Annotated in this window: 14 protein-coding genes; 7 read left to right on the top strand and 7 right to left on the bottom strand. The window is 66.7% G+C overall.

All coding sequences use genetic code 11. The annotated features are described in order from the left end of the window. Positions 1-88: 88 nt before the first annotated feature. Together ACQR1X_RS08755 and ACQR1X_RS08750 are read left to right on the top strand one after the other, a co-directional pair. Positions 89-1,102 carry a Na+-dependent transporter gene (locus ACQR1X_RS08755; protein ID WP_434898810.1) on the top strand — a complete coding sequence of 338 codons (1,014 nt, stop codon included), beginning with the start codon at positions 89-91 and terminating at the stop codon, positions 1,100-1,102. Between the two features lie 131 nt (positions 1,103-1,233). Then, entirely contained in the window at positions 1,234-2,112 is an 879-nt protein-coding gene (locus ACQR1X_RS08750; RefSeq protein ID WP_434898664.1) for a transporter substrate-binding domain-containing protein, read from the top strand. Positions 2,113-2,274: 162 nt separating this feature from the next. On the opposite strand, the gene ACQR1X_RS08745 is transcribed toward ACQR1X_RS08750, so the two are convergent. The 5 genes from ACQR1X_RS08745 to ACQR1X_RS08725 all read right to left on the bottom strand — a co-directional run bounded on the left by ACQR1X_RS08745 (position 2,275) and on the right by ACQR1X_RS08725 (position 6,493). After that, the gene (locus ACQR1X_RS08745; RefSeq protein WP_315780581.1) at positions 2,275-2,943 is read right to left on the bottom strand and encodes an amino acid ABC transporter permease; all 669 of its coding nucleotides are present in this window, start codon (positions 2,941-2,943) and stop codon (positions 2,275-2,277) included. Positions 2,944-2,974: 31 nt separating this feature from the next. Continuing rightward, the gene (locus ACQR1X_RS08740; protein WP_434886194.1) at positions 2,975-4,225 is read right to left on the bottom strand and encodes an NAD(P)/FAD-dependent oxidoreductase; all 1,251 of its coding nucleotides are present in this window, start codon (positions 4,223-4,225) and stop codon (positions 2,975-2,977) included. A 22-nt stretch (positions 4,226-4,247) separates the two neighbouring features. Next, complete coding sequence (locus tag ACQR1X_RS08735) at positions 4,248-5,006, bottom strand: SDR family NAD(P)-dependent oxidoreductase (protein ID WP_316180786.1); 759 nt, start codon at positions 5,004-5,006, stop codon at positions 4,248-4,250. Between the two features lie 144 nt (positions 5,007-5,150). Continuing rightward, a complete protein-coding gene (locus ACQR1X_RS08730; RefSeq protein WP_316180788.1) occupies positions 5,151-5,441 on the bottom strand; it encodes a hypothetical protein in 291 nt (96 codons plus the stop codon). 110 nt (positions 5,442-5,551) lie between these two features. Beyond that, positions 5,552-6,493, bottom strand: a complete 942-nt coding sequence (locus ACQR1X_RS08725; RefSeq protein WP_434898663.1) for a GlxA family transcriptional regulator — start codon at positions 6,491-6,493, stop codon at positions 5,552-5,554. A gap of 172 nt (positions 6,494-6,665) precedes the next feature. On the opposite strand from ACQR1X_RS08725, the gene ACQR1X_RS08720 reads away from it, so the two are divergent. After that, entirely contained in the window at positions 6,666-7,364 is a 699-nt protein-coding gene (locus ACQR1X_RS08720; RefSeq protein ID WP_434898662.1) for a DJ-1/PfpI family protein, read from the top strand. An 87-nt stretch (positions 7,365-7,451) separates the two neighbouring features. Here the strand turns inward: ACQR1X_RS08720 and ACQR1X_RS08715 are convergent, their stop codons facing one another. After that, a complete protein-coding gene (locus ACQR1X_RS08715) occupies positions 7,452-7,862 on the bottom strand; it encodes an NADH:ubiquinone oxidoreductase subunit NDUFA12 (protein WP_315800436.1) in 411 nt (136 codons plus the stop codon). A 163-nt stretch (positions 7,863-8,025) separates the two neighbouring features. Here ACQR1X_RS08715 and ACQR1X_RS08710 point away from each other — a divergent pair, with 163 nt between their 5' ends. The 3 genes from ACQR1X_RS08710 (at position 8,026) to ACQR1X_RS08700 (ending at position 13,868) form a co-directional block, all read left to right on the top strand. Then, a complete protein-coding gene (locus tag ACQR1X_RS08710) occupies positions 8,026-8,685 on the top strand; it encodes a BA14K family protein (RefSeq protein WP_434898661.1) in 660 nt (219 codons plus the stop codon). 456 nt (positions 8,686-9,141) lie between these two features. Next, complete coding sequence (locus tag ACQR1X_RS08705) at positions 9,142-11,460, top strand: CHASE3 domain-containing protein (RefSeq protein WP_434898660.1); 2,319 nt, start codon at positions 9,142-9,144, stop codon at positions 11,458-11,460. Positions 11,461-11,582: 122 nt separating this feature from the next. After that, entirely contained in the window at positions 11,583-13,868 is a 2,286-nt protein-coding gene (locus tag ACQR1X_RS08700) for a CHASE3 domain-containing protein (protein WP_434898659.1), read from the top strand. Here ACQR1X_RS08700 and ACQR1X_RS08695 read toward each other — a convergent pair. After that, a complete protein-coding gene (locus ACQR1X_RS08695; protein ID WP_315800187.1) occupies positions 13,831-14,724 on the bottom strand; it encodes a DMT family transporter in 894 nt (297 codons plus the stop codon). The genes ACQR1X_RS08700 and ACQR1X_RS08695 overlap by 38 nt on opposite strands. A gap of 819 nt (positions 14,725-15,543) precedes the next feature. On the opposite strand from ACQR1X_RS08695, the gene ACQR1X_RS08690 reads away from it, so the two are divergent. Beyond that, positions 15,544-19,302, top strand: coding sequence for a vitamin B12-dependent ribonucleotide reductase (locus tag ACQR1X_RS08690; protein ID WP_434898658.1), 3,759 nt, complete (start codon positions 15,544-15,546; stop codon positions 19,300-19,302). Positions 19,303-19,383 lie beyond the last annotated feature (81 nt).

Genomic DNA, 19,383 nt, shown 5'->3' with positions numbered 1-19,383 from the left:
CATCGTCCGTAACCAGATGTGACTTTGCATGAACGCGCGGCCAACGCATGGTTCGCGCGTTCATTGATTCCCATCGTTCGGAATGAAGATGCCGTCCCTCGGGCCTCTCGCTTTTCCTCTGCAGGCCCTGAGCTGGCTCGGCAATCAGGGCACCCGCGCCATCGTCGCGGTGCTGATCGTGGCAATCGCAGTGCCGCCGCTCGGCGAGCTCACGCGCCCCTACGTCACGCATGCGATCTTCCTGCTGCTCTGCATCTCGTTCATGCGCGTCGACGTCGCGATGCTGCGCGCGCATCTGCGCCGGCCTCTGCTGGTGGTGGCCGCGACGGCCTGGACCACGGTCGCCGTGCCGGCACTGGTCGGCACGATCGCGCGCGCCACGGGCGTCGATGCCGCCGCGCCCGACCTCCATCTCGCGCTGATGCTGCAGGCGACGGCTTCGCCGATGATGGCCTCGCCCGCGCTCGCCGCGCTGATGGGGCTGGATGCGACGCTCGTACTCATCACCTTGGTGACCTCGACCGCGCTGGTGCCGCTGACGGCGCCGCTGTTCGCCTATGTGTTTTTGGGCGAGACATTGTCACTGTCTCCGGCCGCGCTCGGGCTGAAGCTCGCCGCCATCCTTGCGGGCGCGCTGGCTACGGCGGCCGCGATCCGCCTTGCCTTCGGCAGCGACGCGATCCGCCGCCACCGCGCGCCGATCGACGGCTTCAACATCCTCATCCTGTTCGTGTTCGCTTCCGCCATCATGGCGCATTTCCTGGCCGACCTGGCGGCGAGCCCGTTCCGCATGCTGGGACTGGCGCTGCTCGCCTTCGCGGTGTTCTTCCTGCTGCTTGGTACCACGATGCTGCTGTTTCGCGGTGCGGGGCGCGAACGCGCGATGGCGCTCGGCATGATGGTGTCGCTGCGCAACATGGGGCTGATGCTCGCGGCGACCGAGGGCGCGATCCCCGGCACGACCTGGCTGTATTTCGCGATGAGCCAGTTCCCGATTCACCTCGCTCCGCAACTGCTGCGGCCGGTCGCCGAGCGCCTGCGCCCGAGGCCGCTTCCATCTGGCGGGACCGATCACGGCTTGATCAGTCCTGCATCGGAATGAGGCAGCGCGGAAGCGGCGTGCGGCCGTTCCGGCATGACGACGGCCGGCCGCTTACTATCAAGGCCGACATGGTTGTTGCTGGCGTGCAAGGCCGGCGCTACGCTCCGCGCCTGTTGGTGCAGGAGGATTATGTGACCCCATCAGACGATCAGACAATTTCCGAAGACCGCCGCGAGGCGCTGCGCTACGCGCTCGCGATCGGCTCCGGTGCCGCGCTCGCGTCCGCCATGACGACGACGCCCGCCTCGGCACAAGCGGCCGACAACACGCTCGACCGCGTCCGCGCCAACAAGGTGCTGCGCATCGCCGTGCTGCCGGGCGAGCTGCCCTATTTCAACAAGGATCTCGCCTCCGGCACGTGGTCGGGCTTCTCGATCGAGATGGCCAACGACATCGCCAAGCTGCTCGACGTGAAGCTCGAATATGTCGAGTCGACCTACGGCAATTCGGTGCTCGATTTGCAGGCCGGCAAGATCGATCTCGGCTTCGCGCTCAACCCGACGCCGCAGCGCGCGCTGGTCATCGACTTCTGCGGCACGGTGTTTCCGCATCCGTTCGGCGCGATGCTGAAGAAGGGCATGGAGGCCAAGACCTGGGCCGACATCAACAAGCCGGAAGTGAAGATCGCCGTCGACGTCGGCTCGGCCAACGAGGCGGTGGCCCGGCGCTTTGCGCCGAACGCGACCATCAAGTCGCTGAAGTCGCGCGACGAGGTGATGCTGGAGATGGCATCGGGCCGCGTCGACGTCGTCGTCAACGCACTGATCCTCGGCCTCACCGCGATCGCCAAGAACCCCAACCTCGGCACCTACAAGATCCTGCAGTCGCCGTCGGTCGCGATCCCCTCCAGCATGGGCGTGCGCCGCGAGGCCGACAAGCGCTGGCGCGACTTCCTCGCGGTGTGGATCGACTACAACCGCAGCATCGGCCAGATGCGCGAATGGTTCGTCAAGGGCCTCGGGCTGGCCGGCGTCAAGGCCGAGGACGTGCCGGTCGAGGTGAATATCTAAGCGCAGCTGCGCTCTCTCCGCCGTCATTGCGAGGAGCGCAGCGACGAAGCAATCCAGGCCTACGCGTGCCGCCCTGGATTGCTTCCGCCGTCGCCTTTCAGGCTATGGCGGACAAGCCGCTGCGCTCGCAATGACGGCGAGGATGTTGCTACGCCGAGTCTCTCACGCCTTGTCGTACGTCATGCCGCGCTCGAAACGGCGGCCCAAGAGCGTGGCCGGAAACAGGATCGCGAAATAGATCAGCGCGATGATGGTGTAGACCTCGAGCGGCCGGTAGGTGTCGGCATTGATCAAGGTCGCGTTGTAGACGAGATCCGGCACCGCGATCACCGACACCAGCGAGGTGTTCTTCAACTGCGTCACCGACTGGTTGACGTAGGGCGCCAGCATCGGCTTCAAGGCCTGCGGCAGGATCACGAGCCGCATCATCCGCCACGGACGCAGACCGAGCGCGCGCGCCGCATCCCACTGCCCGCGCGGCACGCTCTCGATGCTGCCGCGCACGATCTCGGCATAGAACGCCCCGGCATAGAGCGACAGCACGGTGACCGCGGCGACATGCGCCGGAATGTTGACGCCGATCACGACCGGGAACGCGTAGTAGAACCAGATGATCTGCACCAGCAGCGGGGTGCAGCGGAACAGCTCGATATAGCCGATCAGCAGCCAGTCGATGACGACCGGGCGGCGCAGCCTGACGATGCCGACGACGAGCCCGATCACCGAGCCGAGCAGGATGGTGCCGAGCGTGTAGGCCATGGTCCAGCCGAGCCCCACCCAGAACAGATGGCTGTACTTGGCGAGGATGGCGAAATCCCAGGTGTAGTTCATCGCAGCTCCGGCGTGACGCGGTCGCGGCCCCTCACAGATACCGGCTCGGAGCAAAGGCGGAGGCGTCGAACGACGGCGCCTCGCCCGCGATCATCGCGGCGATCGCCGCGCCCGTGGCCGGCCCCGTGGTGAAGCCGATATGCTGGTTGCCGAATGCAAGCCACAGGCCGGAATGTCGCGGCGCCGGCCCGATCATCGGCAGCGAATCCGGCAAGGTCGGCCGCGCGCCGCGCCAGGGCTGGGCCACGGCCTCGCCGAACTCGACCACGCCGCGCGCCAGCGGCACCACCTGCTCGAGCTGGGCGAAATTCGAGCGTGCATCGCGGTCGGTCAGCTCGACGCCGCTCGTGACCCGCACGCCGTTCTCCATCGGCGTCATCAGGAAGCTGCCCTCGGCGTCGTGGATCGGACGGTGCAGCATGCGCGCTGGATTGGGCGTGAACTCCTGGTGATAGCCGCGCTCGAACGCCATCGGCACCCGGTAGCCCAGCGACCTGAGAATGTCCGGCGACCACGGGCCGAGCGCAACCACGACATGGCGGGCGCGGATCTCGCCGTCGCCGAGCACGATTCGCCAGCCGTCGCCGTCCGACAGCAGGGCCCTGATCTCGGACTGCCGCAGCACACCGCCCGCGCCCTCGAACATCCGCGCATAGGCCTTGGTCACGTTGCCGGGCGAGTCGACCGACGCCGTCTGGCTGTGCAGCAGGCCGACCTTGTAGACCGGCAGCATGTTCGGCTCGAGCGCGGAAATGCCCTGGCGGTCGAGCAGCTCGCTCTCGATGCCGTATTCGGCCAGGAAAGCCTGCTCCGCCTTGGCCGCTCCGACGGCGTCGCTGCGCCAGGCCTTGAGCCAGCCGGTCTCGCGGATGCGCTGCGGCTCGCCCGACCTGACGATCCAGTCGCGATGCAGCTTCAGCGACGCGCCAATCAGGCCATGCAGGGCGGTGGCACGCGGCCTGACGCGGGACTCCACGGCATTGGCGAGGAAGCGCAGCACCCATTCGACGTTACGTAGAGTCCATGCCGGATCCCAGCGCAGGGCTGCACTCCGGTTGCCGAGATAGGACGGCAGCGCTGAGAACAGCGAGGGTTTATTGAGCGGCAGGATCGAGCCGGAGGACAGAATGCCGGCATTGCCGTACGATGTCTCCTCGCCCGGCGCCTTGCGGTCGACCAGCACCACCGAGAGCCCGCGCTCCCGAATGGCGTAGGCGGAGGAGACGCCGACGATCCCCGCTCCCAGCACGACCACGTCGGCTGTCTGCTGCACGCTCTCCATCGTCACTCGATCCATCTGCTGCTTACATCAGGGTCAGGCCGCCATCGACCGGCAGCACCGCGCCGGTGACGTGGCCGGCGTCCTTCGCCAGCAGGAAGGTCACGGCCGCGGCGATGTCATCGGGCTCGGCGAGGCGCTGTTGCGGATTGGCCGCCGCCGCCGTCTGCCACGCGGCCGGGTCGAGCGAGCCGAGCCGCCCCGCATCCTTGCGCGTGTAGCCGGGCACGACGACATTCGCCGTGCCGCCGCACGCAGCCAGCTCGATGGCGAGGCATTTCACCAGCGCCTCCAGCGCCGCCTTGGCGGCGGCCGAGGCGGGAAAGGTGCCGCCCGGCACGAAGCGATGCGCGACGAAGCTGGAGATCGCGACGACGCGCGCATCCGCGCTTCGCATGAGGTCGGGGAGTGCGGCGCTGGCGAGCTCATGAAAGGCCGCCGGCATCACGGCGAGCGAGCGGTCGAGCCCGTCGCGCGGCAGATCGCGAAAGCTGCGGCGGTCGGCAAAGCCGGCGGCATGCACCACCGCGTCGATCCGGCCGAACCGCGTGCGGGCCGCCGCCACCAGTTCGGCGCCCACACCCGGCCTTGCCAGGTCACCGCAATGAAACGCGGCTTCGGCGCCGGCCTCGCGGCACGCCGCGGCGACCTCCCGCAGACGCGCCAGACCCGCTTCGTCGGCCCCCTGCCCGTGCAGCATCACGGCCTGTCCCGGCGCGGAGAGGCGGCGCGCCACGGCCGCGCCGATGCCGGCTCCGCTGCCGGTGATGATGGTGACACGCATCGTGCCTCGTCTACCCCTCGGTTTCGCGGGGCGGACTATAGGTCTCACACCTGCCGATGCCAACACGCGGGCGGACATGCACCGATGTCCGCCGCGCGGGTCTGCGTGTCACAGATGTTCGGAAACGTCTAGCTGATCAGCTGTTCAGCATTTGGCGCCGACACTGCACTTGTTGGTCGACTGTGAAATCGTGCCGCCCTTGCCCTGGCAGGTGGCGGCATAGGCATTCACGCAGGCGACCTTCGCGGATGTGCAGCCCGCATGATCGTTCTTCACGCAGATCGTCTCGCTATAGGTCTCGATCGTGCTGCCGCCTTTCTTGCAGACGCACATTCCGGTGACTTCGGCTTTTGCGGCAAAAGCGCTGTCGACACTGCCGAGCGCGGCAGCAGCAAACAAAATCAGGGACAGAAATACGCGCATCGTATCCTCCATGAACAATGGCAATACATTCAGTATGCGCGCTCTGCGCACGAGATACAACTTTAAATTGTTTCAATTGCCATCGACGATCGAGGCTCGCGCCTCCAATCCACTGATGCAGGTCAGGCGGTGAGACGTGCCGCGCGCCGCAGGGCCTGCGGCGGCTGGCCGAAGGCGCGAATGAAGGCGCGACGCATCCGCTCAGGATCGCGAAAGCCGGTCGCCTCGGCCACCAGCTCGATCGGCTGATGCGAAGCCTGCACGCGATCGCGCGCAACCTCCAGCCTGAGACGCTCGATCGCCTTTGACGGCGTCGTGCCGGTCTCGGCCACGAAGGCGCGGGTGAAATGCCGCGTGCTCATGCCGGCACGCTCGGCAAGGTCGTCGACCGTCAGCGGCGCATCGAGATGCTCGCGCGCCCAGATCAGGAGTTCGGCGAAGCGGCCGCTCGGCGCCTTCAGCTCCAGCAGCGAGGAGAACTGCGACTGCCCGCCGCTGCGGCGATGGTACAGCACGAGCTGACGTGCGGTCTTCTGCGCGATCTCCTCGCCGTGATCGTCGGCGACCATGGCGAGTGCGAGATCGATGCCGGCAGTGATCCCAGCCGAGCTCCAGACGTTGCCGTCGCGGACATAGATGCTGTCAGGCTCGAGCTTCACATGGGGGTAGGCGCGCAGGAACTGCCGCGTGCGCTGCCAATGTGTGGTCGCGCGCCGCCCGTCCAGCAGGCCCGCTTCGGCCAGCACGAAGGCGCCGGAACAGATGCTGGCAAGCCGGGTGCCGCGCTGCGCGACCTTGCGAACGAAGTTCAGCGTGCATGTGTTGCGGCTCGCGGCTTCCACACCCTCGCCGCCGGCGATCAGCAGCGTGGTCAGCGCCGACACCGGACCGAATTTGCGCGCCAGCATCTCAGCCCCCGATGACGACCGCACGGCTCCGGGCGTGGCGGCGACGACCCTGATCGATGGCGCGGCGCGCGCATAGCGCGAAGCGATCTCGAACACCGAGATCGGCCCGGCAGCGTCGAGCAACTGAAAATCGGGATAGATGAGCACGCCGATCATGGTGGATGGCTCCGTGATCCCAAGTCGGTGATCCCAAGTCCGTGATCCTAAGTTTGAGACCCCAAGCATGGAATCCCAAGTATGTCCGGAAACGAGGGAACTTTGACATATGAGCCATCCAACGGACCATGCAGAATGACCGCCGTCAAGCACCAGACCTGCGAGCACCGCCATGCACCAACCGATTTCGATCGCTCTCGTTCTGTTTCCCCAGGTGACCCAGCTCGATCTCACCGGACCGGTACAGGTGTTCTCGAGCGTGCCCGGTGCGACGCTGCACCTGGTCTGGAAGAAGATCGAGCCGATCCCGACCGACTCAGTTCTCACACTCCTGCCGACGACGACCTTTGCCGACTGTCCGCAGGCGGACGTGATCTGCATTCCCGGCGGCTTCGGCGTCGATGCCATCCTCGGCGACGCCGAGGTGATCGGCCTCATCCGCCGCCAGGCGGAAGGCGCGAAGTACATCACGTCGGTGTGCACGGGCTCGCTGGCGCTCGGCGCCGCCGGCCTGCTGAACGGCTATCGCGCAGCGACTCATTGGAGCGCGCGCGAATGCCTGCCGCTGTTCGGCGCCACCGTCAGCACCGAGCGCGTCTGCATCGACCGTAACCGGATCACCGGCGGCGGTGTCACGGCCGGCATCGACTTCGCGCTGACCCTGGTGGCGCAGTTGGTCGATCGTCAGACGGCGGAGGCCATCCAGCTCAGGCTCGAATACAATCCGGCGCCCCCTTTCAACGCTGGTTCCCCTGACACGGCGCCGCCGGAGGTGGTGTCACGCATGCTGGAGCGGATCGCGCCGTTCCGGAAGCGGCGAATCGAGGCGGCGGAGCATGCGGCGGCCGCCCTCCGGACCAACCCGTCGTAGCGCAGGCTTGCCAGGCTCCCGAAAGCAAAGCGGCCGCCCGGAGTTCGGGCGGCCTCTTCCGATCGGGTCATCTCGCGCGAAATCGAATCAGCCGCCAGGAGTCCAGGGCTGATAATCACCGGTGGCCTTTGGCCTGCGACCGCTGCCCAAGGTCGAGCCGGCCGGGCGATACGCCAGCGCAGTCCCCGTCAGATTCGGCTGATGCGGCTTTTCCCACTCGCGCGGCTTGTAGCCGTCCTGAGTCGGCGGCACGTCGACCATGTGATGCATCCAGCCGTGCCATTCGGGCGGAATACGGCTCGCTTCGGCCAGGCCGTTATAGATCACCCAGCGCCGCTCGAAATGCAGCACCGGATCGATCTTGCCGCCGGCGGTCCGATAATAGCGGTTGCCCTGTGCATCCTGCCCCACGAGCTCGCCGAAGCGCCAGGTCCACAATTGGGTGCCGAAAGTCTGGCCGTTCCACCACGTGAAGAGCTTGAGAAAGAACTGTTTCATGGGCTTGGGGCCGGTTCTGTGAAGGTCCCGGTTCTGATGCCACCCCGCCCGCATCTTGTCCAGTGTTGCACCGCCTCCGCCCGCGACGATGTATCGGTTCACGGCGGGGAACGACATCCGCGGCCTGCGGTTAGGTCATTTTCCCCCTGATGGAGCGATAGCGATGACCAGACTGAAGACATGGAGCACTGCGGCGGCAGTGGCGCTGATTCTGCCGCTGGCGGCAGCGACGACGAGCTTTGCCCAGGGTCCCGGCGGCGGCGGTCGTGGTCCGGGCGGCGGTGGTGGTGCCGCCATCGGCGGGGGCGGTGGCGCGGCTATCGGCGGCGGCGGAGCGATCGGCGGCGGCGGACGCGGCGGCTTTGCGGCCGGCCCGGGTGGCGGCGGCATGAGCGGCGGCAGCTTTGCCGGACGCGCAGCCGTTGGCGGCGCAGCGCTCGCGGGTCGCGGTCCGGCGGCCGGCGCCAACGTCGCCGTCAACACCGGTGGCGGCCGCGGCAACTGGAGCGGCGGCAATTGGGGTGGCGGCGGCTGGCAGGGCGGCCACCGTGGCGGCTGGCATCACCGCGGCGGCGGCTTCTGGCCGGGTGTCGGCGTTGGCGTCGGAATCGGGTTGGGCAGCAGCTATGCCTACTACAATGATCCGTATTATTACGGGCCCGACTATTACTCCGACTACTCGTACTATGACGACTCCGCGCCTGTTGCCGTCGTCGGAACCGAAGGCGTCGACCCGAGCTACTGCGCACGCAGGTACCGCTCGTATGATCCGGCTTCGGGAACTTATCTCGGCTATGATGGCATTCGCCATCCATGCCCGTAAGAGTCTGACATCGTAGCTGCGACAACAGCAGGCGGCGAGGGCTACGCTCGCCGCCTTTTTCGTGCCGTATTGTTGTTTGTTCTGTGTCTAATGCGCCACGTTGCAGGCTGATTTTCGCCCATATTTCAAAATGTGCCTCGCGACGTGCAGATGATCGGCCCGTTCCGGTCCAATATCGTTTGAGCTCGTGATTCTGCCCGTTTGGGCGCTTCGCAGGCTTGGTTGATATCAGTCGATGGACACATGGATTTTCGCGGGACTCGCGCAGTGCAAACGCCGCGGGTGAGCGGCTTGGGCCTGCCGCCCGCGAACGCGCCAAGAACTTCGAACAAGGAGGCGCGCCTTGCCGACATATCTTCACTGCTTGGACGCAGCTGCATCGAAGCTCGGAGCATGTGGCTGGCCGCGATTGTCCCCGGCCCGGCTGGCGGACATGTCGATGATTGAGAAACGCAGATGACCTATCAGCGCCTCGCATTGGGGCTCGGTCTTGGAACGCTGCTGGCGATCGGCGCCGCGTCCACGGCGCTCGACATCAAGTCGCGCCACGACGCGGCCTGGGTGAATTCATCGCTCGACATCCTGCAGAAGACCTCCGATCTGCGCCTGCTGCTACGCGAAGCGGAAGCGGCCTCTCGCGGCTACGCACTCGTCGGTGAAGATCAATTCAGGACGGAGTTTGCCGATGTCAGCACGAAAATTCCGGTCGCCATGGCCGAGCTGCGGCGCGCCGTGGCCGACAATCCCGAACCGCTGAAGCTTCTGACCGAGACCGAAGCCCTGGTTGCCCGCAGGGTCGAGCTCGCCGCGGAGCTGATCCGGTTGCGCGCCGCCTCCGATCGTGCGGGGCTCGAAGCGCTCAGAAGCCGCGCCGAAGGCCCGGCGACCATGAGCGAGATCACGGCCCATCTCGACCGTTTCGTTGCCGATCAGCGCGAGCTGCTGACGCAGCGTTCGATGACGTCGAAGGCCACCGGATCGCTGCTGCTCACGATCGACCTGTGCGGCCTCGCGCTGCTGCTGATCATCGCCTTCTACCTCATCCGGCGGACCTATCTCCACGATCGTGCGCTGCGCGCGTCGCTGGTCCGGTCCGAAGCCGAGGCCATCTCGCTGGCGGAAAAGGCCGAGCAGCAGCATCTCGACCTGATCGCCGCCCATGAGAAGCTGCGCCATTCCGCCGAGATCCTGCAGAACACGTTCAACAGCATGGCAGAGGGCGTGCTCGTCATCGATGCCGCGGACACCGTGGTATTCTCGAACCCCGCGGTCGAACATCTGCTTGGCTACAGCCCGGAAAAGAATCTGGCCGACGTCCGCGCGCGCCTCCGCGTCTACGAAAGCGACGGCGTGACGCCTGTCGCAGCCCACGACCTGCCGACGCCGCGAGCCTTGCGGGGCGAGAGCTTCGACCGCCGCGAGCTGATCGTCTACCGGCCCGACCGGGACGAGACGCTGCGACTGATGATCTCCGGCCGCCCGCTGCGCGACGCCGCGGGCGGCATTACCGGCGCGGCGATGGTCTATCACGACATCACCACGGCGCACGAGACCGAGCGGCTGCTGCAGCAGGCGCAGAAGCTGGATGCGATCGGCAAGCTCACCGGCGGCGTCGCACACGACTTCAACAACATGCTGACGATCATTACCGGCACCATCGAGACGCTGGCCGACGAGGTGAAGGACCGCCCCGCCGCCGCGGCGACCGCAGCGCTGATCGGACAGGCGGCAGACCGCTGCACCGAGCTGATCCGGCATCTGCTCGCCTTTGCCCGCAAGCAGCCGCTGCATCCGCGCGACAGCGACGTCAACAGCACGATTCTCGACATCGCAAAGCTGCTGCGTCCGACGCTCGGCGAGCAGATCGAGATCAACTCGATCCTCGAAGAGGAGACGCTGATCACGCACATCGATTCGGCGCAGCTCGCCAACTCGCTGGTCAACATGGCGATCAACGCCCGCGACGCGATGCCCAATGGCGGCAAGCTGCTGCTGGAATCGCGCCGGGTGGACCTCGATGAGGCCTATGCCTCGGCCAACGCCGGCGTGACGCCCGGGCCCTATGTCATGGTCGCCGTCAGCGACACGGGCACTGGCATGTTGCCGGAGGTCCGCGACCGCGCCTTCGAGCCGTTCTTCACGACCAAGGAAGCCGGCAAGGGCTCCGGCCTCGGCCTCAGCATGGTCTACGGCTTCGTCAAGCAATCCGGCGGCCACATCAAGATCTACAGCGAGGAAGGACGGGGCACCACGATCCGGCTCTACATCCCCGTGCCCAAGGGACAGGCGACGAGCCCTGCGCCGCCCGAGCCGCCGCCGCCGCGCGGCGAGGAGACGATCTTTATCGTCGAGGACGATCCCCTGGTGCAGGATTTCGTCGTGTCACAGTTGCAGAGCCTCGGCTACAAGACCATCACCGCATCGACCGGGGTCGAGGCGCTGGCCAAGATCGACTCCGGCCAAAGCTTCGATCTCCTGTTCACCGACGTCATCATGCCCGGCGGCGTCAACGGCAAGGAGCTCGCCGAGGAGGCGCTGCGGCAGCGGCCCGGCACCAAGGTGCTGTACACGTCCGGCTATACCGACAACGCGATGGTCGAGCACGGCCGCCTCGACCAGGCGGCGCTCCTGCTCACCAAGCCCTATCGCAAGTCGGAACTCGCCAAGATGGTGCGGCTCGCGCTGGCAGACCCCGCCGATGACGCCCTGGCCGATGATGCGTTGGCCGAGAATGCCTTTTCCGAGGACGTGCCGACGCGCGCTCACTCCTCCTGACTCGACCATCGCGCGGATCGGAACTGCGATCGTCCCGGAGTTCGGCGCCAAAAAATTCCGATGGAAACCTCCCCATGCAGTTGGCAGGACACGACGGCATCCCGCGCCATTGGAGGCCACCGATGATCCGCCGGCGCGTGGTGCTGGGGCTCGGCCTTGGAACTCTGCTCGCGATCGGCGCCGCGTCGACGGCACTGGACATCAAGGCGCGCAACGATACCGCCCTCGTCGAGCACACGATGGAGGTGCTGGAGAAATCCTCCGAGCTCCGCGTCCTGCTGCGTCAGTCAGAAGCGGCCTCGCGCGGCTTCGCCTTGTCCGGAGCCGACCGGTTCATCGCAGAGTTTCAGGAGACAAGCGGACTCATCCCTGCGGCCTGGGCCGACCTGCGAGGGCTCGTCCGGGACAATTCCTCGCAGAGCGAGCGGCTGCGAGCAATTTATGGCATCGTGCAGCGGCGCATCCAGCTTGCCGGCGAGCTGATCCGTCGCCACGCGGCGAACGATCGCGACGGCCTGCAGGCGCTGGCGGCGAGCGCGGCCGGTCCGGCGGCGATGACGACGATCAACCAGGCGCTCGACGCCTTTACCGACGACGAGCGCCGGCTGCTGGCGGACCGCGCCACGATCTCGCGACGAACCGGGTCCTGGCTGCTGGCGGTCGACCTCGCCGGCGTCGGCCTGCTGCTCCTGATGTCGGGCTATCTCGTCCGGCGCGCTCGTCTTTCCGACCGGGCGCTGCGCTCGTCCCTCACCCTGTCACGGGAGACTGCGACCTCGCTGGAAGCCCAGGCCGTGCAGCAGCGCAGCGATCTCGCCGCCGCCTATGACGAGCTGCGCCGCTTCTCCGCCATTCTCACGAACACCTTCAACAGCATGGCCGAGGGCGTCCTCGTCGTCGATCCCGAAGGGACCATCATGCTGTCGAACCAGGCGATGGGACGTTTCCTGGGAACGAATGTGGGCAAGACCTTCGCCGAGATGCTGGCCGCCAACCAGTTCTACGAGAGCGACGCCGTCACCCGCATCGTCGACGAGGAGCTCCCGATCGCGCGCGCCCTGCGCGGGCTGTCGTTCGACCGCCGCGAGGTCGTGGTCAAGCCGACCGACGGCCGGCCGCAGTTTCGCCTGATGGTCAGCGGCCGGCCGCTGCGCAATTCCGCAGGCGCGATCAGCGGCGCCGCGCTTGTGTATCACGACGTCACCGACGTGCACGAGACCGAGCGCCTGCTGCAGCAGGCGCAGAAGCTCGATGCCATCGGCAAGCTCACCGGCGGCGTCGCGCACGACTTCAACAACATGCTGACGATCATCACCGGGTCGATCGAGGTCCTGATCGACGCGGTCCGGGACCGGCCGGCGGCGGCCGAGTTCGCGGCCCTGATCGGCAGGGCCACCGATCGCTGCACCGAGCTGATCCGGCATCTGCTCGCCTTCGCCCGCAAGCAGCCGCTGCGTCCGCGCGACATCGACGTCAACGCCACGGTGGAGGACATCGCCAAGCTGCTGCGGCCGACGCTGGGCGAGCAGGTCGAGATCAGGACCGTTCTCGCCGAGGGGGATCTCATCGCCCATGTCGATTCCGCGCAGCTTGCCAACGCGCTGGTCAATATGGCGATCAACGCGCGCGATGCGATGCCCGATGGCGGCAGGCTGCTGCTGGAGACGGCGAAGACCACGCTCGACGCGGCCTATGCGGCGGCCAATCCCGGCATCGTCCCGGGCTCCTACGTCATGGTCGCGGTCAGCGACACCGGCAGCGGCATGCCGCGGGAGGTGACGGACCGCGCCTTCGAGCCGTTCTTCACCACGAAGGACGCCGGCAAGGGCTCCGGACTCGGCCTCAGCATGGTCTATGGCTTCGTCAGGCAGTCCGGCGGCCACGTCAAGCTTCAGAGCGAGCAGAACCGCGGCACGACGATCCGGCTCTATCTGCCGGCGGCGCAGGCGGCGCAACAGACCGAGCCAGAGCACGAGCAGGCGCTGCCGCATGGCCGTGAGACGATCCTGGTGGTCGAGGACGATCCGCTGGTGCGCGACTTCGTGCTCGCCCAGCTGCAAGGCCTCGGCTACGCCACCCTCGTCGCCTCGCAGGCCTCGGAGGCGCTGGCCATCGCCGCGCAGAACCAGCCCTTCGACCTCTTGTTCACCGACGTCATCATGCCCGGCGGCATCAGCGGCCCGCAGTTGGCCGAAACCATCATGACGACGCGCCCGGCGCTCCCCGTGCTCTACACCTCCGGCTATACCGGCGATGAGATGGTCGAGAACCAGCAGCTCGTGCCGGACGCGCTGCTGCTGACCAAGCCCTATCGCCGCGCCGAGCTTGCGCAGATGGTGCGACGCGCGCTGGACGGCAAGCCGGCTGGCGCTAGCCGCGGGTCGCCATCGCCACCGCGGCCAGCGTGAAGGCCAACGCGGCCACCTGCCCTGCCCCGAGCGGCTCGCGCAGCGCGATCGCGGAGGCCACGACGCCGATCACCGGCACCGCCATGGTGCCGATCGCCGCCACCGAGGCCGGCAGCCGCGACAGCGCCGCGAACCAGGCGACATAGGCGACGCAGAACTGGATCACGGTGGAATAGAACATCAGCGCCCAGTCGAGTCGGTCGAGCTTCGTCCAGTCGGAATGCTCGACCGCGAAGCCCACGATCACGATCGGCACGCAGCCGATGCCGATCTGCCAGGCCGCGGCCGACAAAGGCGGCAGCCTGATCGGGAGCTTCTTGGCCATCACCGTGCCGAGCGCGAAGCCGAACGCGCCGCCGAGCACCATCAGGATGCCCGGCAGCTTGTCGCGACTGGCGTTGAGTCCGTTGCTGCCCATGATCGCGGCCAGCCCCGCGAACGCCAGCACCAGCGCCAGCACGCGCAGGAGCGTCGGCCGCTCGCCGAGGATCGGCCAGGCCAGCAGCGAGGCCCACACCGGCATGGTGTAGGCGATCAGCGCCGCCTCGCCCGCCGGCAGCCACAGCAGCGCCAGTCCCATCAGCACCATCCAGGCGGTGACGTTGAGCATCCCGGCCAGGATCAGCCGCGGCCAGACCTCGCGCGGCACGTAAAGACTCTGGCTGCGGATGACGGCCAGCAGAGCCAGGAGAAGCGCGCCGACCACCCCGGTGGTGCCGCGCAGGGTCAAGGGCGGCAGCACGCCCACCAGGTGCTTGGTGACGGGCCAGTTGAAGCCCCAGCCGAGCGAGGTGATGGCGAGGAACATCAGCCCGGCGGGCGTGATCCGCCCGCTGGCCACTGGCTTGTCTGTCATGGAATCACCGGCGCCGTCCGTGGGACGACGACCTTGCCGGCGTTTTCCCGGCCACACCAGGGATTGTGGGGCATGCCTGCCCCGCGAACGCTCCGTAGGCGCCCGTGAGTCCCGCTGATGCAAGCAAAACACGCCGTTTGCACGCGAATAAATCTGCCCCTGTGAACAGCGGGACGAAGCCCTGTGGACAGCGCTCCGAACAAATTTTTCCGGTTTCGAATCCGCGAGGACTCGCCGATAGTTACGGCCATCACGATACCGGCACACGCCCTGGTTATCCCGTACTTTCCCCCATATTTAGTGTTTGGTTAGGGAACCCCCACTAGTCCTTGACGGGGGAAGCGGAGTCGTCCTAGCTTCCGGCCCGGTTCGGCGCACAGTCATGTTTCGGGTCTGGCCGGCCGCTTCCCTCGAGAGGGTTCGAAGACGACCACGCCGCCGTCCGTACGGCTGCGGGCGAGGGTCGCCGTCTGCCCTGTGTACCAATCGCTGCGCCGCCGCGCCCCGGCGGGGAACCCACTAGATGTGGGGTCTCCCCTGCAGGCACGACGGAGCAGAGCGGCGGAAGTGACGCGTTGAGAACGGACGGTGCGGGCAGCGGACGGGCTGCACGCGCCGCGCAGGAAGACGGGGCGAGACGCCGGACAACGGCGCAAGGCCTTCGCCTTCGAGGCTGAACAGATGCGGACCGGGCAACCGGTTGAACTGCGGCGGCAGACGAGTTTCCCGGCAGCGTCCGGGGACTTCCAGCCGCCGCCCTTGGATGCAATGATCCCGGCCGCCAACGACGCGGTCCGGCAAGAACTATTGGGGCTCGCGATGCGGATTGAACGGCGCAACACCACCGAAGGACAGTCACCCTATCAGGGGATCGACTTCCGCCTGACCACGTCCGAGATCAAGAATCCGGACGGCTCCGTGGTGTTCCGGCTCGAGAATGTCGAGGTGCCCGAGTTCTGGTCGCAGGTCGCCTCCGACGTGCTGGCGCAGAAGTATTTCCGCAAGGCGGGCGTCGCCATCAGGCTGAAGAAGGTCGAGGAAGAGACCGTGCCGTCCTGGCTGTGGCGCTCGGTGCCGGACACCGAGGCGCTGGCCGCGCTGCCCGAGAATGAGCGCTATGGCAGCGAGCGCTCCGCCAAGCAGGTGTTCGACCGCCTCGCCGGCTGCTGGACCTATTGGGGCTGGAAGGGCAACTACTTCTCGAGCGAAGAGGACGCGGTCGCGTTCTACGACGAGCTGCGCTTCATGCTCGCCAAGCAGATGGTCGCGCCGAATTCGCCGCAATGGTTCAACACCGGTCTGCACTGGGCCTATGGCATCGACGGCCCCGGCCAGGGCCATTATTACGTCGACTACAAGACCGGCAAGCTGACCAAGTCGAAATCGTCCTACGAGCATCCGCAGCCGCACGCCTGCTTCATCCAGGGCGTCGAGGACGACCTCGTCAACGACGGCGGCATCATGGACCTGTGGGTGCGCGAGGCGCGCCTGTTCAAATACGGCTCCGGCACCGGCTCCAACTTCTCGCGGCTGCGCGGCGAAGGCGAGCGGCTGTCGGGCGGCGGCCGCTCGTCCGGCCTGATGAGCTTCCTCAAGATCGGTGACCGCGCTGCGGGCGCCATCAAGTCGGGCGGCACCACCCGCCGCGCCGCCAAGATGGTGGTGGTCGACGCCGACCATCCGGACATCGAGGCCTATATCGACTGGAAGGTGAAGGAGGAGCAGAAGGTCGCCGCTCTCGTCACCGGCTCCAAGATCAACCAGAAGCACCTCAAGGCCGTGATGAAGGCCTGCGTCAATTGCGAGGGCTCCGGCGACGACTGCTTCGACCCCGAGAAGAACCCTGCCCTGCGCCGCGAGATCAAGCTCGCGCGCCGCGCGCTGGTGCCCGACAACTACATCAAGCGGGTCATCCAGTTCGCCAGGCAGGGCTACAAGGACATCGACTTCCCGATCTACGACACCGATTGGGATTCGGAGGCCTACCTCACCGTCTCCGGCCAGAATTCCAACAACTCGGTGTCGCTGAAGGATGACTTCCTGCGCGCCGTCGAGACCGACAGCGACTGGAATCTGATCGGCCGCACCAACAAGAAGGTCGTCAAGACGCTGAAGGCGCGCGACCTCTGGGAAAAGATTGGCCACGCCGCCTGGGCCTCGGCCGATCCCGGCCTGCACTTCAACACCACGATGAACGATTGGCACACCTGCAAGGCGTCCGGCGACATCCGCGCGTCCAATCCGTGCTCGGAATACATGTTCCTGGACGACACGGCGTGCAACCTGGCTTCCGCCAACCTGCTGACGTTCTACAACACGCAGACCAAGCACTTCGACGTCGGCGCCTACGAGCATCTGTGCCGGCTCTGGACGGTCGTGCTCGAGATCTCCGTGCTGATGGCGCAGTTCCCGTCGAAGGCGATCGCCGAGCTGTCCTACGAGTTCCGCACGCTCGGCCTCGGCTACGCCAATATCGGCGGTCTCTTGATGACCATGGGCCTGTCCTACGACTCCAAGGAAGGCCGCGCGCTGTGCGGCGCGCTGTCGGCGATCATGACCGGCATCGCCTACAAGACCTCGGCCGAGATGGCCGGCGAGCTCGGCTCCTTCCCCGGCTACAAGAAGAACGCCGCGCACATGCTGCGCGTCATCCGCAATCATCGCCGCGCCGCGAGGGGCGAAGCGACCGGCTATGAGGCGCTATCGGTCGCCCCGGTGCCGCTCGACCACGCCCACTGCCCGCAGGTCTCGCTCGTCAGCCACGCCATCCAGGCCTGGGACGACGCGCTCGCGCTCGGCGAGACCCACGGCTATCGCAATGCCCAGGTCACCGTGGTTGCCCCGACCGGCACCATCGGCCTCGTGATGGATTGCGACACCACCGGCATCGAGCCCGATTTCGCGTTGGTGAAGTTCAAGAAGCTGGCCGGCGGCGGCTACTTCAAGATCATCAACCGCGCCGTGCCCGAGGCGCTGCGCGCGCTCGGCTATCGCGAGAGCGAGATCGCCGAGATCGAGGCCTATGCTGTCGGTCACGGCTCGCTGTCCAACGCGCCCGGCATCAACGCCTCGACCCTGAAGGCCAAGGGCTTCACCGATGAGGCCATCGCCAAGGTCGAGAAGGCGCTGCCGACCGCGTTCGACATCAAGTTCGTGTTCAACAAGTGGACGCTCGGCGAGGAGTTCATCACCAAGCAGCTCGGCGTCTCGGCGGAAGCGCTGGCGCAGCCGACCTTCGAGCTGCTCGCCGCGATCGGCTTCACCAAGCGCGAGATCGAGGCCGCCAACGTCCACATCTGCGGCGCGATGACGGTCGAGGGTGCCCCGCATCTGAAGGCGGAGCACTATGCGGTGTTCGATTGCGCCAATCCCTGCGGCAAGATCGGCAAGCGCTATCTCTCGGTCGAGAGCCACATCCGCATGATGGCGGCGGCGCAGCCGTTCATCTCGGGCGCGATCTCCAAGACCATCAACATGCCGAACGACGCCACGGTCGAGGACTGCAAGGCGGCGTATCTGCTGTCCTGGAAGCTCGCGCTGAAGGCCAACGCGCTGTATCGCGACGGCTCGAAGCTGTCGCAGCCGCTCAACTCGCAGCTCATCTCCGACGATGAGGACGAGGACGATGCGGTCGAGTCCTTCTACGAGAAGCCGATGGCCGCGCGTGCCACCCAGGTCTCGGAGAAGATCGTCGAGAAGCTGGTCGAGCGCATCGTGGTGATGCGCGAGCGCGAGAAGATGCCGGATCGCCGCAAGGGCTACACCCAGAAAGCGGTCGTCGGCGGCCACAAGGTGTACTTGCGCACCGGCGAGTATGACGACGGCCGTCTCGGCGAGATCTTCATCGACATGCACAAGGAGGGCGCGGCGCTGCGCTCCTTCATCAACAACTTCGCCATCGCGGTGTCGCTGGGCCTCCAGTACGGCGTGCCGCTGGAGGAGTATGTCGACGCCTTCACCTTCACCCGCTTCGAGCCGGCCGGCCCCGTCCAGGGCAACGACTCGATCAAATACGCGACGTCGATCCTCGACTACGTCTTCCGCGAGCTCGCCGTCAGCTACATGTCGCGCTTCGACCTCGCCCATGTCGATCCCTCCGAGAGCAATTTCGACGCGCTCGGCCGCGGCGTCGACGAAGGCAAGATGGCGGAGGACGGCCCGAGCCAGCAGGCCGCAAAGTACGTCTCTCGCGGCCTGACCCGCTCCCGCACCGACAACCTGGTGGTGATGCGCGGCGGCACGGCCACGACCGCCGTCTCCGCCCCGCATGACGCCGGCCCGTCGGGCCGCGTCACCGCCCTCTCCGGCTCCCGCACCGGCGACGCCATCGAAGGCGCCGTCGCGCTGAAGCAGGAGCCGCAGCACGACCTCTCGCCCACCGAGAAGCTCGAGGCCCTGCAATGGAGCAAGGCCGGCACCGCCAACGCGCAAGTCGCCTCCAAGGCCGAACGCCGCGCCGAAGCCAAGGCCAAGGGCTACGAAGGCGAGATGTGCTCGGAGTGCGGCAACTTCACCCTGGTCCGGAACGGCACCTGCATGAAGTGCGATACGTGCGGCAGCACGACGGGGTGTTCGTAATTTCGAGTGTAGGCAGCAAGCATTTATTGGCATGCCCGGGCTTCCCCGGGCATGCTCGCGATTTCAAGCTAACTAATTAGA

Source organism: Bradyrhizobium sp. HKCCYLRH3073 (genome assembly GCF_051167995.1).
In the GTDB taxonomy this organism is placed as follows: Bacteria; Pseudomonadota; Alphaproteobacteria; order Rhizobiales; family Xanthobacteraceae; genus Bradyrhizobium.
This window is presented reverse-complemented; position numbering and strand designations above follow the sequence as displayed.